Below are 13896 nucleotides of genomic sequence, written 5' to 3' on the forward strand. Positions count from 1 at the left end.
CTGTATTGAGTAAACTATGATTTTTACGCTTTGTCCTGAATGCCGTCAACCGCTATTTGACAACAGGTAGATCAGACCATCGCGTCGTGTAGCAGGGAGAACGCATGGCTGCTCGCATGGCCCAAGGTTTGGCATGCCCCTCAGCGCCAAGACGAATCATCTGGCGGCCGTACCGTTGATTAATCGCATCGTAAACAGCGAGAAACCGCTTGGTTTGCTGCTGCTGATGCGGCGTCGATGTGTTAAACAGATCAAGTTGCTGCTCATTTAGGCGTTGTAAATCACCCAAATGAACACCGACTTTATTGTATTGAAACCCCGCACGGTAAATCCGGTTCAGACACCACTTTGCCCATCGTGTTAATTCCCGCAAATCATCTGTAGGCTGAGGCAAACAGACACCCATGGACGGCGCATACTGCGGCAGATCGGCCCGGAATGGGTTGGTACGTATAAAAATCCCCAGATAGCCGGCCAGAGCATGCTGCTGGCGTAATTTTTCATAAGCCCGCGCACAATGCGCACTCAGCGCCTGCGCTAAAATATCCTGCTCACTTTGCATGCACCCAAACGATCGGGACGATAAAATGCTTTTTCGTTCCTCCCTCTCTTCAAAACCAATGCAGGGAATACCACGCAACTCAAGGGCAGTACGCTGCAAAACCACATTAAAACGGGCTTTGAGTGACTGCAAGGGCAAGGCGGCTAAATCACTGGCCCAATGAATGCCTTGTTGCTTAAGCGCCTTATGCCATTTTCGGCCGATTCCCCAGACTTCTCCCACGTCTATCTGTGAAAGCCAGCGGCTTTGGCCAAGCCAATTAAAAACCGGCACGTTTAGGCGGCGTTTAGCGACATAATTGGCCAGCTTAGCCAGTGTTTTAGTCTGACCAAGGCCGATAGAAACAGGGATACCGGTGTATTGCAGAATTTTTTTCTGCAAGGCTCGGCAGAACGGTTCCTGATCCGCCAAAGGCAAGGTTTTTAAATCCAGAAAGGCTTCATCAATAGAATAAACCGCCACGTCCTGCCAATTGTCCTCGATGATGGACATCACGCGCCGCGACATATCGCCATAAAGACTAAAGTTGGATGAAAACACATGGACGCCGTGCTGCCGGCATAAGCCCTGAATCTGAAAATAAGGCACCCCCATGGGAATACCCAATGCTTTGGCCTCATTGGAGCGGGCAATCACACAGCCGTCATTGTTCGACAGAATAACCACCGGCTTGTCAAGCAGGTACGGCTTAAAGACCCGCTCGCAGGAGGCGTAAAAATTATTACAGTCCACCAGGGCATACATCAGAGCACCGCATGGATAACATGGGTTACCACGCCCCAAATCACGACGTCCTGATCGCTCGTTAAATCAATGGCGGCAAATTCGGGGTTTTCCGCCAGCAGCCGGGTTTTACCCTGCTGCCGCGATAAACGCTTGACCGTTAACTCACCGTTGACTGCAGCAATCACCACATGGCCATGCATCGCTTCGATGCTGCGGTCAACCACCAGCATGTCACCGGAATGAATGCCAGCATTGATCATGGACTCACCCGACGCCCTGACAAAAAACGTTGCCGCCGGATGCTTAATCAGATGCTCATTCAAATCGAGGTATTGTTCGATGAAGTCATCCGCTGGCGAAGGAAACCCGGCTTTAACCGAACTGGCATACAACGGCATGCGAGCCGCCTCGCGGTTTGTCTTAAGATACTGCATGACGTCTGCAACGCGCGACACCGGGATACGCACCGATTTGGTCGCCTCGCCAAACTTCCCCTGCCCCCGCGGACGTCCGGCCCCGGCCCGTGCACCACCATGCGCCATAAGCACCCCTTGAATTTTGATTCATTATTCAAGTCTACAGCGGCAACCCGCGGCTGTAAAGGACAACGGCAATTCTGGGCTATAATTTGGAATGAACTGGTATTGGCAGGAGTTCATCCGTATGTCCCGAAAATTACACAAACCCGGCAAGCACATCCGCAAAGAAAATAAAAAAATCCTTCACCATAATTTACGCAACGCATCAGGGGGCGCTAACCTTATCGATTTCAAACCGGGCACCAAGCCCTTCCCAGCTACGGCACCGAGTAAAAACTGACTGCATCAAGAGGCAGGGCAAACACAAATCGATTATAGGCTAAAGCCCTCTTCGCTCCTGAACGTTGACCAGCGTGGGGACGCTTCCTGCATCAAGGCCAGGCGCAGCGTGCCCGCAGGACTTAGCCTTGACGCAGGCTCCCCCTAGAAAAACTTTGGCTCGTGTGATGAAGTTTCATTAACCTCAGAAAAAGTTTTTCCTTGCCCCGTTAGAACGTCGCTGTCTGTTGCCTTGATTTCATTCTTTTTTTCGTCATCCTGTCCGCAGCTCTTACCTGAGTTATGTCCCTTGCTCGAAATCAGAGAGCCAAGAGAACTGTTCATTACAGGAATGATTTCATTTTCGCCTTTTAAAAGAGTTTCTGATTTTAGGTCAAGACACTTGTCGCTGGTTATTGATGAAGTGATTTCTTCTGTCGTAGTGACTCCTTTGCCAATCAAATCTGCCATCATCAAAACGGCACCCGAAGCGTGAAAGCCACAACTTACTCCGTCAAAAAATGGCTGAGTAGCCAGTCTGTGTACAATGACGTCCTTACCCAGAAAAGAGGATTTTATTTCTTTTCCGATTCCAAAAGCCCATAAACCCAATGCCTTGAATGGTGCTTTAATGAATCCCCTGGCTTTTTCAAAAAAAGATGGTGATTCTGATGAGTTAAAAAATTGATTTGGAGCACTTATTTTGGAATCAAACATGCTTATTTTTCCATGAGCACCTTTCTCCTTGAAGAGAGCTATATAATGACGCTCTCCAGTTCCTTTGCCTAACAAAGAGCAACCTATACCAAAATGTCCATTTCCCACTTGATTTTCTATTGATCGAATTGTTGCCTCGTATGATGGCTCTACGGCATCCCCTGCTCCTTCGTTCACGGCAAGTGGGCTGGCAATAATCACAAAATTTTTATCTTTATTATAGAAATAAGTGACATTCATCTCGATAAAAGAAACTGGAACAAGAACGTCTTTTTTTTCCCATTCACTATTTCCTGTGAGGTGTTTCTCTGTTATTGAATTCATGTCGTTTGAATAAAGCATTTGTCTTGGCATTTATAAGGCCTTAAATTTCTATTTATTTTATGAATTATATAAAAACTTACTTAAAGATTTCTTAAGCGAAGCCTGCGTCATGGCCACGCAGCGACTCACGTCACCCAAGGGGATGGGGTTAAGCAATTCACATGGCGGCGAATGGATTGCCCAGAGAGGGAACGGCAAAGGGATGATGTGTTTTACCTACGTGCTGTGCCTTATGCACAGCATCCATTAAATGCGTTTGTCCTGACAACAGGGTATTCGATTCGAAATCATGGTCTATCCGGGATATACTAAAAAAGGGGCCATGATTCAGGACAGATATGGAAAAACTGTTTCGTGAAAAAAGTTTAAAACGGTTAAACAATCCGGAAAAACTGGATACGCTCTTTCGTATCGTCCCGCCTTTAAACTGGCTTATTCTTGCCACCCTGGTTATGCTGCTTGGCATGATTGCCGCCTGGTCCGTGTTTGGCAGTATCGACACGCGGGTGTCCGGGAATGGCATCCTTATCAGCGGCGGCCAGAAAATTTATGATGCCATCGCTGAAGACTCCGGACGTTTATTGACCGTGGAAGTCCAGGTTGGCGATATAGTCAAGACAGGGCAGCGATTGGCCACCCTGAAACTGCCGCTCTTGCTGCTGGATATCGAAAACAGGCAGCAAATTGTCCTTTCGCTGCGAAAACAGGTCCGTGATTTACAGCGTTTCATCGATAAGGATTTTAAACTGGAACAACAAAACAATGAAACGCTGCGAAAAAACTGGGCCAAGGATTTAGACAATGCCAACCTTCACCTGCAGTTTCTGAAAAAAGCACTGGAGGAGCGGGAAAAACTGGTGGATAAAGTCATTTCACGTCAGGAGTTGGCGGAATTGAAAAGCAATTATTTTAAGGAATTACAGCTACGCGACGAAATCAGCAAAAAAATCGCTGATAACATCATTGAATTTAAACGGCGCGTTGAGGCCAATCAGCAACGGCTGACTGAACTTAAAAACCGACTCCAACAGGCCGAACAGGATGTCGCTTTTCTAATGAAAAAATTAAAAGTCCACAGCATCATTGTAAGCCCCGTCGATGGAGAGATCATTAATATCGTTGGCAAACCCGGTGAAATTGTGCAACCGGGCAGCAAAATCATGGACATTGAACCCTATGCCGAAACCGTGGATGCGGTCATTTATGTGCCGGCTGGCATGGGTAAAGTCATTTTGCGCGGCATGTCAGCCCAGGTGGTACCCAGCACCGTCAAAAAGCAGGAATACGGCAGCATCGTCGGCGTGGTTGAGGATGTGGCTGGCTTTCCCAGCAGTCAAAGCAGCATGATGGCGGTACTGGCCAACGAAAAACTGGTGGAGGATTTCAGTCAAAGCGGGCCACAGTTGTATGTGCGGGTACGCCTGATGAAAGCCGATACACCCAGTCATTATCAGTGGACAACATCCAAAGGGCCCAACATGGTCATCACGAATGGTACCCTGTGCACCGCTGACATCATTACCAAATCCCAGCCGCCAATTACCCTGGTTATTCCAGCCATTAAAGCATTTTTGGGGATAGATTAACACGCATGAACATTGGAAACGGGTTTAAACGGATACAAAAAACACCGACCATTTTACAAATGGAGGCCGTGGAGTGCGGGGCCGTTGCCTTAGCCATTGTTCTTGCCTATTATGATCGCTGGATTCCACTGGATGTCTTGCGCATGGATTGCGGGGTTTCCCGGGACGGCAGCCGTGCTGACAATATTTACCGTGCAGCTGTCCTGCATGGCCTTGACGTTGAAGCCTACAGCCTTGAACCTGCCGATATCCTCGAGTGCCGGCTGCCGGCTATTATTCATTGGGAATTCAATCATTTTGTGGTACTGGAAGGCGCCAGCAAGCACCATGTTTACATCAACGACCCCGCTTATGGAAGACGGAAACTAAGCGTTCAGGAATTTGATGAGGGGTTTACAGGTGTACTGCTTGAACTGACACCAACGCCTCAATTCGTTAAAGCGGGCCATAAACCTAAAATTTTCTCAAGCTTAATGGCTCGCCTGCGTCACTCCAAAGAAGCCGTTGGCTTTATTATCCTTGCAACCCTAAGCCTTGCCATACCCGGCATAGCCATAGCCGGGTTAAACAAAATTTTCATCGATGAGGTCCTCATCCAGCAGTTGAATCACTGGCAACGGCCGGTTTTGTTGGGCTTATTGATTGCAGGAGCTTTTAGCGCCCTGCTCACCTGGTATCAACGAACCATGCTAAGCCGCCTTGAAGTGAAAATGGCACTGGTGAATGGGGCTTCATTTTTCTGGCATTTAATTCGCCTGCCCATGTCGTTTTTTAATCAACGCTACCTTGGTGACATTCTCAATCGCCTGCAATCCAGTGACTCCGTGGCCTCTTTAGTTTCTCAACAATTCGGAACCAACCTGGTGAGCCTTCTTTTGGCGTTAATTTACCTGGGTATCCTTTTTTTACTCAGCGTGCCGCTCACCTTGCTGGTATTACTGGCCACCGCGATCAACATCATCGCCCTGCTTGTTATTGCACAAAAGCGAAGCAGTGAGAGTCAACGGCAAACCAAAGCACAGAATAAACTGATGAGTACAGCCATCAGCGGCCTGCAGATGATAGAAACCTATAAAGCCTCTGGCGCTGAACAGGATTTTTTTAAGAAATTCGCCGGCATGCATGCCAATTATTTAACTGCCGAACAACAATTGAGCTGGACGCGCGATTGTTTCGCAGCACTCCCCCTGGCGCTGGATTTGCTGACCAATGCCGGCATTCTCTGCTTTGGGGCCTGGTTGGCTATTGCAGGGCAACTGAGCATTGGCACCGTGGTAGCCTTTCAGATTTTGTACCGCAGTTTCATCCAGCCGGTCAAAATGCTGGTGATGCTGGCCGGAACCATCCAGGATATTGCGGCGGATTTATTCCATCTCGAGGACATCACCTCTCATCCCGTGGCCCGGCGTTACGAGCCGGCGTCTGAGAAATCCGCTGCCCCTCACGCCAAATTGAATGGTCATGTGGTCTTTGAACAGGTCACCTTCGGTTACAGCCCGCTTGCCGAACCCCTGCTGCGGGATTTTTCTTTAGACATTCAACCGGGACGCCGTCTCGCGCTGGTGGGTAGTTCAGGAAGCGGTAAATCCACGATTGGGAAATTATTACTGGGCTTTTACGAACCCTGGTCAGGGCGTATCCTCATTGATGGTCAGGAATTGCATCAGATCCCCAATGCCATTCGCGTTAACTCCATTGCCAGCGTCGATCAGGACATCAGCCTGTTTCATGCCACCTTAAAAGACAACTTAACCTTATGGGATCCCACCGTTGATGATGAAGATATCCTCAACGCCTGCAAAGCCGTCTTCATGCATGACATGATTGCCGGCGAACGGGAAATGGGTTATGAAAGCATGATTAATGAAGGCGGTTCCAATTTCAGCGGCGGTCAGCGCCAACGTCTGGAAATCGCCCGCGCCATGTTGCAAAAACCCAGCATTTTAATTCTCGATGAAGCGACGTCGGCACTGGATGCGCAGATGGAAAAAGCCATCGATACTGCATTGCGCCGCTTAGGCTGCACCCTGCTGATTATTTCGCACCGCTTAAGCACCATACGGGATGCGGATGAGATCATTGTTCTTGAGCAGGGGCAGGTGATTGAACGAGGCAGTCATGACCAATTACTGGCGCTGAACGGCGCTTATTGCCGTCTATTGGCGAGCGAGGCATGATGAAGACAACAGCCCCCCTCAATGAACTGGATCTCCTGCAAAGTGATACCCACTACCGGGTGTTGCAAGGCCACGTCGACCTGTTTCTTGTTCCAGTGAATAGTCATTACAGGCAAAGCCGTTATCTGATTGCGCAGTGTCAACGCCATGATGTGCTTCTGGGCCTTAAAGGACAGCCCCCGGTAACCGGCTGGCAACTGATTGCCTCCCGTAGTACCGACACTGAATGGGAAGCTGTGACGGAGGCTTACCTGAACAAGAACGAGCAGCAGGGGTCCCTTATGGCCTGGCAGAACCATTTTGTCCAGTACCTTAACAATGCGCCATTTGATTACGACACCAGCCTTCTCATTGACAAGCACACGAAGCCTTCAGAGCGGGTTGCCACCGGCAAGGCATTCTTTAACCATATTTTGCCGGTATTGATTCAAACCGTTGAGCGACTGAGGGAGCAGGAAGAAGAACGCACCCAACAAAGAAAAAAGATAGAGGACAATCGGCTTAAGCGAGCCTACCTATCGATGATTTCAACACTTAAAAGCAAAAATCCAGTTGCACAAACCGGCCGGCAGGATACCTTGACCTATTGCCTGCAGCGCGCGGCATCCTTTTATCAGCTTGAGCTTCCCGAACATGTTCAGGTTAATGATGTTCAGGAAATCAACTTAAAAACCGGCATGGCCATCCGACCTGTTCAATTGAGCGGGACCTGGTGGCGTGGCGCTACTCACCCCCTGCTGCTGCAAAAACCGGAAGACAAAGCATATTACCTGGCACTCCCAAGCATGACCCGTGGCCTGCTGTTGATTGATCCGTCTCAGGGAATCAGCAAAAAACTCACTGCTCAGGAAGCCGCCCTGTTTACAGACAATGCCTGGCAAATGTATTGCCCATTGCCGCAGAAATCATTAAAAATAAAAGATTTAGTTACTTTCGCCTTTCGCGGCGGTCAACGTGATCTGATTCGCCTGTTGATTGTCGGTTCTTTAGCGGCGCTGCTCAGTCTGGTCATGCCCTGGTTTACCGGGATTCTGTTTGAACAAGTCGTCCCTGCTGGTGACCTCAATCAATTGCAGCAAATTATCCTCGCTTTATTAATCGCCGCTTTTTCCGCCGGTCTTTTTGAACTGGTCCGCTCCATTACCGTATTGCGCTTAAGCAGCCGCCTGAACTTAAACCTTGAGGTAGCCCTTTGGGATCGGTTAATTCGACTGCCGGTGACTTTCTTCAAGCGCTTCACCACCGGCGATCTGACGCAGCGGGCCATGGCCGTCAGCCATATCCGCACGTTATTAGCGGGCGTGGTGGTCAATTCCCTGCTTAGCGGCATTTTTTCCTTATTCAGCCTGATTTTATTGTTTTATTACGACATAAGCCTCGCCGTAACGTCTACCCTTATCATTCTTGTCATTTGTGCCTATACCCTGCTTATCAGCTTAAGGCAGTTAAAACATTACAAAATACAGGAAAGCCTGCAGGGCGAATTGTCAGGCATGGTGGTGCAGTTGCTTGGCGGTATTGGTAAAATCCAAAGCTCGGGGCGGGAAAAAACCGCCTTTTCTCTCTGGGCCATAAAAAACAGCCAAATCAAGCAAACCACCTACAAAGCCAATCAGGCGAGTGCCTTGTTATCGAGTCTCAACAGCTTCTTTCTAACCCTGTTATCCGTTATTGTGTTTACTCAATTTTTGCATCGCACCGACACGCTGAGCCTGGGGCTTTTTCTCGCATTTAACGCCACCCTTGGGCAATTTACGGCAGGCATGCTTGGTATAACCGATATTGCCGGGACGCTGATTAACAGTATTCCTCTCCTGAAACGGGCAGCTCCTATACTTGAAACCCTGCCTGAAACCCATGCCGGCAAACGGGATCCCGGTCAATTGAAGGGAAAAATAGAAGTGGATCATTTGCGCTTTTCCTATGCAAAAGAACAACCAGTGATTAAAAACGTGTCGTTTACTATTTATCCCGGACAATATGTCGCCCTAACCGGTCCCTCGGGTTCGGGTAAATCCACGCTGCTTCGTCTGCTGTTGGGGTTTGAAAAACCCGATCAAGGCAACCTTTTTTTTGATGACCATGACATCAAGCAACTCAATGTGCAACGCCTGCGTGAGCAATGCGGCGTTGTGTTGCAAAACAGCACGCTGGTATCGGGTACCCTGTTTGAAAACATCGCGGGCTCCGCTTTGCTCAGTCTGGATGAAGCCTGGGAAGCAGCCGACAGGGCCGGTCTTGCCGCCGATATCGACAAAATGCCAATGGGCATGCATACCGTTATTTCTGAACGCGGCGGCACCCTGTCAGGCGGTCAGCGGCAACGGGTATTAATTGCCCGTGCCCTGGCTAAAAAACCGCGATTGCTGTTTTTCGACGAAGCCACCAGCGCGCTGGATAATGTCACTCAGGCTATCGTCATTCAAAGCCTTGCAGCACTTAACATCACCCGTGTTGTCATTGCCCACCGCCTCACAACCATAGAGAAAGCCGATTTAATTCTGGTGATGGACCAAGGCGAGGTCGTGCAATCAGGTACTTATCAGCAATTAATGGACAAAGACGGTCTTTTCCGGCAAATGGCTACGCGTCAACTGCTAAAGTAATTAATCTGAATGGTTAATATAAAATCACCCTTTCCGCACAGGAAGCCCGCAACCGATCATATTTTAAACATTTATCCTATACTTAAACCGTATTCTCAATGAGAGGTATGCGATGAAACGTAAATCCCCACCAGCAACAGGCAAACCAACCACCCCCCTGACCCCGGACGAATTAAGCAAGGTCTCTGGCGGTTCGCATCAAAGACGGGAACCGGTACGGCCCCGTTATGTGGATGAAGCCAGAATCAGGCACCGTCAAGGCTCTGAGTGAATAGAGGTGAACCATGAGTAAACAACAACGCAAAAAGGGCCGCTTAAACAAGGATCATTTAAAAGATGTCAGCGGCGGGCAGCAGGAGCATCGACGCAAACCGCCTCCTGTCGTCACAAGGCCTGAACCGCCGCCGCGCCCGCATTTGCCGCCTTTAACGCAGGCGGACAAATAAGGTTTTAACGATCTGAACTGCCCTGCTTACGCGGGGCAATCATCCAATTCAGCGCATTCCAATACTTTTTCAGCCTGTGATCGGCGATGGTCGCTGACCGCTTGACGGTATTGGGGGTATTTATTGGCGAGGATCATGGCAGCCAGGATTGCTGCATTGGTGGCGCCGGCTTTGCCTACAGCCAAGGTCCCGACAGGGATACCGGCCGGCATTTGGACGATCGACAATAATGCATCCAGACCATTGCTGAAGGTGGATGATGGCATGGGCACACCCAATACCGGCAGTAGGGTCCTGGATGCCACCACGCCCGGTAAATGCGCCGCCCCTCCCGCTGCTGCGATAAACACTTCGACACCCCGTGCTTCCGCAGACTGCATGTACTCAAATAGCGCCTCCGGTGTGCGGTGCGCCGATAAAGCCCGGGCTTCATGGGGTATCTGAAGCTTTTTCAGCATAGAGCTGGCCTCTTTCATCATGTCCCAATCGGACTTGGAACCCATCAGCAGGGAGACGAGAATGGTTGACATCATATGTTTCCTGTTTAGTTAATAAACTGTTTCTGCCATGCATGCGCGGCAATTCCCTCAATAGCCGCCACAAGGGCTTGCCCTTCCAACTGTTGCACGCGGCTGCGCAGATTTTCTGGCGTGTCATCAGCGTAAACCGGGCAGGTTTTCTGAATTAAAATCGGGCCGGCATCTACTTCTCCGGTGACGTAATGCACAGTACAGCCGCTTTGCTTCACTCCTGCCTGTAAAAACGCTCGATGCACCTCCAAATCCATTAATCCTGAAAAGGCAGGCAATAAAGATGGATGAACATTGATGATTCGATGCCGCCAGTCCTGAACAAACTGTGCCGATAAAATACGCATATAACCAATAAGAACAATCAACTCCACCTCAAACCGACGAAACACCTGATGCAATTGCTGATCATAATCCGGGCGGCTTAAGCCGCATGAGTCGACAAAAAAGGCAGGGATGGCCGCCTGTCTGGCTTTCTCAAGGATCAGGGCATCGGCTTTATTACTCACCACTAACCCGATCTGAGCGGGCAATCTGTGGCTGTTTATCGCCTCCTTAAGAGCCAGTAGGTTAGTGCCCTTCGTCGAGCCGAGGATACCAAGCCGTATCATGAAAGGCGCAACCGCTTCATATGAGCAATACGGGCATCAATCCGCTCCTGGGTACCGATGTCACGGCGGTGGTAAAGGGCGCCACCAAGACGCGCAATTTCAGCTTCGGCTTGTTTTTCGGCCTCAGCCAGCGTTGCGCCAATTCCGACATAGGCCGCGGTTCTTGAGCCAGTTGCCAATAATTGCTCACCCTGTTGATGAACCGCACCCAGATAAAAATGAGCAGCATCCTGAATCAGGCTGCAGTCGATTGGAAAATGCTTAAGGGGAGCATCCGGATAACCTTGAGGCACCGCGTATTTACACACCGTCGCATACGGTGCAAAACGCACATCAGCCGCGTTAAGTTCGCCCTGCACCATGGCGATGCAATGATCAACCAGGTCGCTTTCAAGCAAAGACAAGACATTCAATGACTCCGGATCACCTAGCCTTGCATTAAATTCAATGACAGAAACACCTCGTGCTGTGGCCATAAAACTACCATACAAAAAGCCGATGTAAGGTTGCTGCAATTCATCCTGCAAGGCTTCATAAACGGCCTGATTGATGGACCAGGCCGCATCAATGTCCGTCGCCGTCAAGAAAGGCAAACCGTGATCGGCTGCAGAATAGCTCCCCATCCCGCCGGTATTGGGCCCTGTATCGCCGGCAAAAGCGCGTTTATGATCCTGAACCAATGGCATAGGCACCAATGTTTTGCCATCAGCAAAGGCCATAAAGGAAAATTCTTCACCCATTAATTTTTCTTCAATGACAAGCGTCTGACCTTCATTAAACATGTGTTGGCAAAAACGCAAGGCCTCAGTCAGGGTGTGCACATGCTCTCCGGCCACCTTGACCCCTTTGCCGCTCATTAAGCCATTGGCTTTAATGACATACTGCCCTTCGCCCAGCGTCTTTAGGTAGGCTTCAATACCCTGCATGGACTTGAACTGACAATAAGCCGGTAGACCGGCAATACCGTATTTTTTCATTAAATCACGGGCAAATTGTTTACTGGTTTCAATCTGTGCGGCCGCTTTTTTAGGACCAATCACCGCGATACCCGCCTGCCATAAAGCGTCCGCCATGCCTTTCTCCAAAGGCGCCTCTGGACCGACAATGGCCAATTCAATACCCCACTCGCGTGCCTTTGCAACCACGGTTTCACAGGCCGTCACATCACCGCATGCATAATGGACAACCATGCGGTGAATACCGGGATTTAGAGAGGAGCCATAACAATACACCTGTGGTTTCTGCGGTGAGCGATGCAATGCGTGGACTAAGGCATGCTCACGTGCGCCAGAACCTATAACCAAAATTTTCACCCTGCTATTTCCTCTTCGTTCATTTCAAGTCGTATTTTTTGCCGTTCCTGTTCCAACTGCCGCATTTTTTCTGCATTGATGGATTGGCAGAAATAATCGCCATCCATGCATGCCATGCAGGGCTTTTTAATCTGGTGCTGGCCGCGGCGGGTTACCGCTTCAATTAAATCCTCTTCTGTTTGATACATCAGGATATCGACACCAATAAACCCAGCAATCTCTGCTTCATCCATATTGGCGGCAATCAATTCACTGCGCGAAGGAATATCGATGCCGCTGAAACAGGGATTTTTCAAGGCGGGTGCGGTGGAGACCAGATAAATGGTCCTGGCACCCAATGCCCTGACCATTTTGACAATCTCACGCGATGTGGTACCGCGCACAATACTGTCATCGACAATCAACACCGATTTATTCTCAATCTCGGTGCGCTGCGGCGTTAATTTGTATCCGATGCTCTGCTTCCTTGCCTTTTGACTAGGCATAATAAAGGTGCGGCCAATAAAGGGATTTTTGTAAAGGCCCTCGGAGTAGCGCACACCCAATTCATGCGCAAAAGCCATGGCCGCGGTATTGGCGGTAAATGGAACCGGAATGACGACATCAGGAATAATACCGGGGTATTTTTTTTGCCATTGCCGGCTTAAATTCTGCCCCATACGCAAACGGGCGCGGTAGACGCTGACATGGTTAAGCGTCGCATCCGGACGGGCAAAGTAGACGTATTCAAACACACAGGGGCGAAAGTCTTTCTGGCGAACGACCCGACGGTAAAGTTTGCCGCTTGAACTGACAAACACCACTTCACCGGGAGCAATATCCCCCTCATCCTGAAATCCCAGCGCATAAAAAGGCGTGGTCTCAGAGGCAACGATAATATCCTGATGCCCGGACTGGTTGTCACGGCTTCCCATCACCAATGGCCTTATGCCATGCGGATCGCGAAAAGCAACCAAGCCTTTACCGATGATGACGCTGACAATGGAATAAGCGCCCTGCACCCGCTCAAAAATATAAGACACGGCCTCGCAAAGCAAATCAAAAAAAGCGTCATCGTTATCGTAACCATAGGCACCATGGGCCAATTGGTCAGCCAGCATCAGCAACAACACTTCCGAATCAAGAGAGGAATTTAAATGGCGGTATTGTTTGAGGCGAATTTCATCAGCCAGCTCCTGATAATTGGACAGATTGCCATTATGAGCCAGGGCAATGCCGCGCGGGCTACCAATCCACAAGGGTTGAATATCGGCTTCACTGTATCCGCCTGCGGTCGGGTAGCGGGAATGGGCGATACCGATCGTGCCCTGCAGCGCGTGGACGTTTTCCGGGGTGAAAATTTCTCTCACCAGACCCAAGCCCTGCTTAACGTAAAAACGCTGCTCACAGGTCAGAATACCTGCTGCATCCTGACCGCGATGCTGCAAATGCACCAGGCTGTCGAACAACTCGGACGCTACGGGTTCTGCGCTGTAAATCCCGACTATTCCGCACATGAGTA

13 protein-coding genes are annotated in these 13896 nt (G+C 49.7%); 6 read left to right on the plus strand and 7 right to left on the minus strand.

What is annotated here, in order from left to right:
- Positions 1-52: 52 nt before the first annotated feature.
- Together Lery_RS02645 and Lery_RS02650 are read right to left on the minus strand one after the other, a co-directional pair.
- Positions 53-1306 (minus strand): Y-family DNA polymerase, encoded by a 1254-nt coding sequence (locus tag Lery_RS02645; RefSeq protein WP_058525693.1) that lies wholly within the window; start codon positions 1304-1306, stop codon positions 53-55.
- The gene (locus tag Lery_RS02650) at positions 1306-1830 is read right to left on the minus strand and encodes a LexA family protein (RefSeq protein WP_058525694.1); all 525 of its coding nucleotides are present in this window, start codon (positions 1828-1830) and stop codon (positions 1306-1308) included. The genes Lery_RS02645 and Lery_RS02650 overlap by 1 nt, the downstream gene beginning before the upstream one ends.
- A 121-nt stretch (positions 1831-1951) precedes the next feature.
- Here Lery_RS02650 and Lery_RS15190 point away from each other — a divergent pair, with 121 nt between their 5' ends.
- The gene (locus tag Lery_RS15190) at positions 1952-2107 is read left to right on the plus strand and encodes a hypothetical protein (RefSeq protein ID WP_156412468.1); all 156 of its coding nucleotides are present in this window, start codon (positions 1952-1954) and stop codon (positions 2105-2107) included.
- Positions 2108-2250: 143 nt separating this feature from the next.
- On the opposite strand, the gene Lery_RS02655 is transcribed toward Lery_RS15190, so the two are convergent.
- Positions 2251-3156 (minus strand): hypothetical protein, encoded by a 906-nt coding sequence (locus Lery_RS02655; RefSeq protein WP_058525695.1) that lies wholly within the window; start codon positions 3154-3156, stop codon positions 2251-2253.
- A 308-nt stretch (positions 3157-3464) separates the two neighbouring features.
- Here Lery_RS02655 and Lery_RS02660 point away from each other — a divergent pair, with 308 nt between their 5' ends.
- From Lery_RS02660 to Lery_RS15200, 5 genes are all read left to right on the plus strand, one after another.
- Complete coding sequence (locus Lery_RS02660; RefSeq protein ID WP_058525696.1) at positions 3465-4712, plus strand: NHLP bacteriocin system secretion protein; 1248 nt, start codon at positions 3465-3467, stop codon at positions 4710-4712.
- 5 nt (positions 4713-4717) lie between these two features.
- Positions 4718-6889: an NHLP family bacteriocin export ABC transporter peptidase/permease/ATPase subunit gene (locus tag Lery_RS02665; protein WP_058525697.1), complete on the plus strand. Its 2172-nt coding sequence runs from the start codon at positions 4718-4720 to the stop codon at positions 6887-6889.
- Positions 6886-9495, plus strand: a complete 2610-nt coding sequence (locus Lery_RS02670; protein ID WP_058525698.1) for an NHLP bacteriocin export ABC transporter permease/ATPase subunit — start codon at positions 6886-6888, stop codon at positions 9493-9495. Before Lery_RS02665 ends, Lery_RS02670 begins: the two co-directional genes overlap by 4 nt.
- 112 nt (positions 9496-9607) lie before the next feature.
- On the plus strand, positions 9608-9766 hold the full coding sequence (locus Lery_RS15195; protein ID WP_156412469.1) for a hypothetical protein: 159 nt from the start codon (positions 9608-9610) through the stop codon (positions 9764-9766).
- A 13-nt stretch (positions 9767-9779) separates the two neighbouring features.
- Entirely contained in the window at positions 9780-9941 is a 162-nt protein-coding gene (locus Lery_RS15200) for a hypothetical protein (RefSeq protein WP_156412470.1), read from the plus strand.
- Between the two features lie 26 nt (positions 9942-9967).
- Here the strand turns inward: Lery_RS15200 and purE are convergent, their stop codons facing one another.
- From purE to purF, 4 genes are read right to left on the minus strand one after another with little or no spacing between them, the layout of a single operon-like run.
- On the minus strand, positions 9968-10471 hold the full coding sequence (gene purE, locus Lery_RS02675) for a 5-(carboxyamino)imidazole ribonucleotide mutase (protein WP_058525699.1): 504 nt from the start codon (positions 10469-10471) through the stop codon (positions 9968-9970).
- A 14-nt stretch (positions 10472-10485) separates the two neighbouring features.
- A complete protein-coding gene (gene purN / locus Lery_RS02680; RefSeq protein WP_058525700.1) occupies positions 10486-11082 on the minus strand; it encodes a phosphoribosylglycinamide formyltransferase in 597 nt (198 codons plus the stop codon).
- A complete protein-coding gene (gene purD, locus Lery_RS02685; protein ID WP_058525701.1) occupies positions 11079-12395 on the minus strand; it encodes a phosphoribosylamine--glycine ligase in 1317 nt (438 codons plus the stop codon). The genes purN and purD overlap by 4 nt, the downstream gene beginning before the upstream one ends.
- Positions 12392-13891 carry an amidophosphoribosyltransferase gene (gene purF / locus Lery_RS02690; RefSeq protein ID WP_058525702.1) on the minus strand — a complete coding sequence of 500 codons (1500 nt, stop codon included), beginning with the start codon at positions 13889-13891 and terminating at the stop codon, positions 12392-12394. The genes purD and purF overlap by 4 nt, the downstream gene beginning before the upstream one ends.
- Positions 13892-13896: the final 5 nt, after the last annotated feature.

Origin of the sequence: Legionella erythra (assembly GCF_001467615.1) — a bacterium.
Classification (GTDB): Bacteria; Pseudomonadota; Gammaproteobacteria; order Legionellales; family Legionellaceae; genus Legionella_C; species Legionella_C erythra.

What these genes read in the sequence shown, in the direction of transcription:
- Lery_RS02645 (WP_058525693.1), bottom strand. Translation starts at nt 1,306, where the DNA reads ATGTATGCCCTGGTGGACTGTAATAATTTTTACGCCTCCTGCGAGCGG.
- Lery_RS02650 (WP_058525694.1), bottom strand. Translation starts at nt 1,830, where the DNA reads ATGGCGCATGGTGGTGCACGGGCCGGGGCCGGACGTCCGCGGGGGCAG.
- Lery_RS15190 (WP_156412468.1), top strand. Translation starts at nt 1,952, where the DNA reads ATGTCCCGAAAATTACACAAACCCGGCAAGCACATCCGCAAAGAAAAT.
- Lery_RS02655 (WP_058525695.1), bottom strand. Translation starts at nt 3,156, where the DNA reads ATGCCAAGACAAATGCTTTATTCAAACGACATGAATTCAATAACAGAG.
- Lery_RS02660 (WP_058525696.1), top strand. Translation starts at nt 3,465, where the DNA reads ATGGAAAAACTGTTTCGTGAAAAAAGTTTAAAACGGTTAAACAATCCG.
- Lery_RS02665 (WP_058525697.1), top strand. Translation starts at nt 4,718, where the DNA reads ATGAACATTGGAAACGGGTTTAAACGGATACAAAAAACACCGACCATT.
- Lery_RS02670 (WP_058525698.1), top strand. Translation starts at nt 6,886, where the DNA reads ATGATGAAGACAACAGCCCCCCTCAATGAACTGGATCTCCTGCAAAGT.
- Lery_RS15195 (WP_156412469.1), top strand. Translation starts at nt 9,608, where the DNA reads ATGAAACGTAAATCCCCACCAGCAACAGGCAAACCAACCACCCCCCTG.
- Lery_RS15200 (WP_156412470.1), top strand. Translation starts at nt 9,780, where the DNA reads ATGAGTAAACAACAACGCAAAAAGGGCCGCTTAAACAAGGATCATTTA.
- purE (WP_058525699.1), bottom strand. Translation starts at nt 10,471, where the DNA reads ATGTCAACCATTCTCGTCTCCCTGCTGATGGGTTCCAAGTCCGATTGG.
- purN (WP_058525700.1), bottom strand. Translation starts at nt 11,082, where the DNA reads ATGATACGGCTTGGTATCCTCGGCTCGACGAAGGGCACTAACCTACTG.
- purF (WP_058525702.1), bottom strand. Translation starts at nt 13,891, where the DNA reads ATGTGCGGAATAGTCGGGATTTACAGCGCAGAACCCGTAGCGTCCGAG.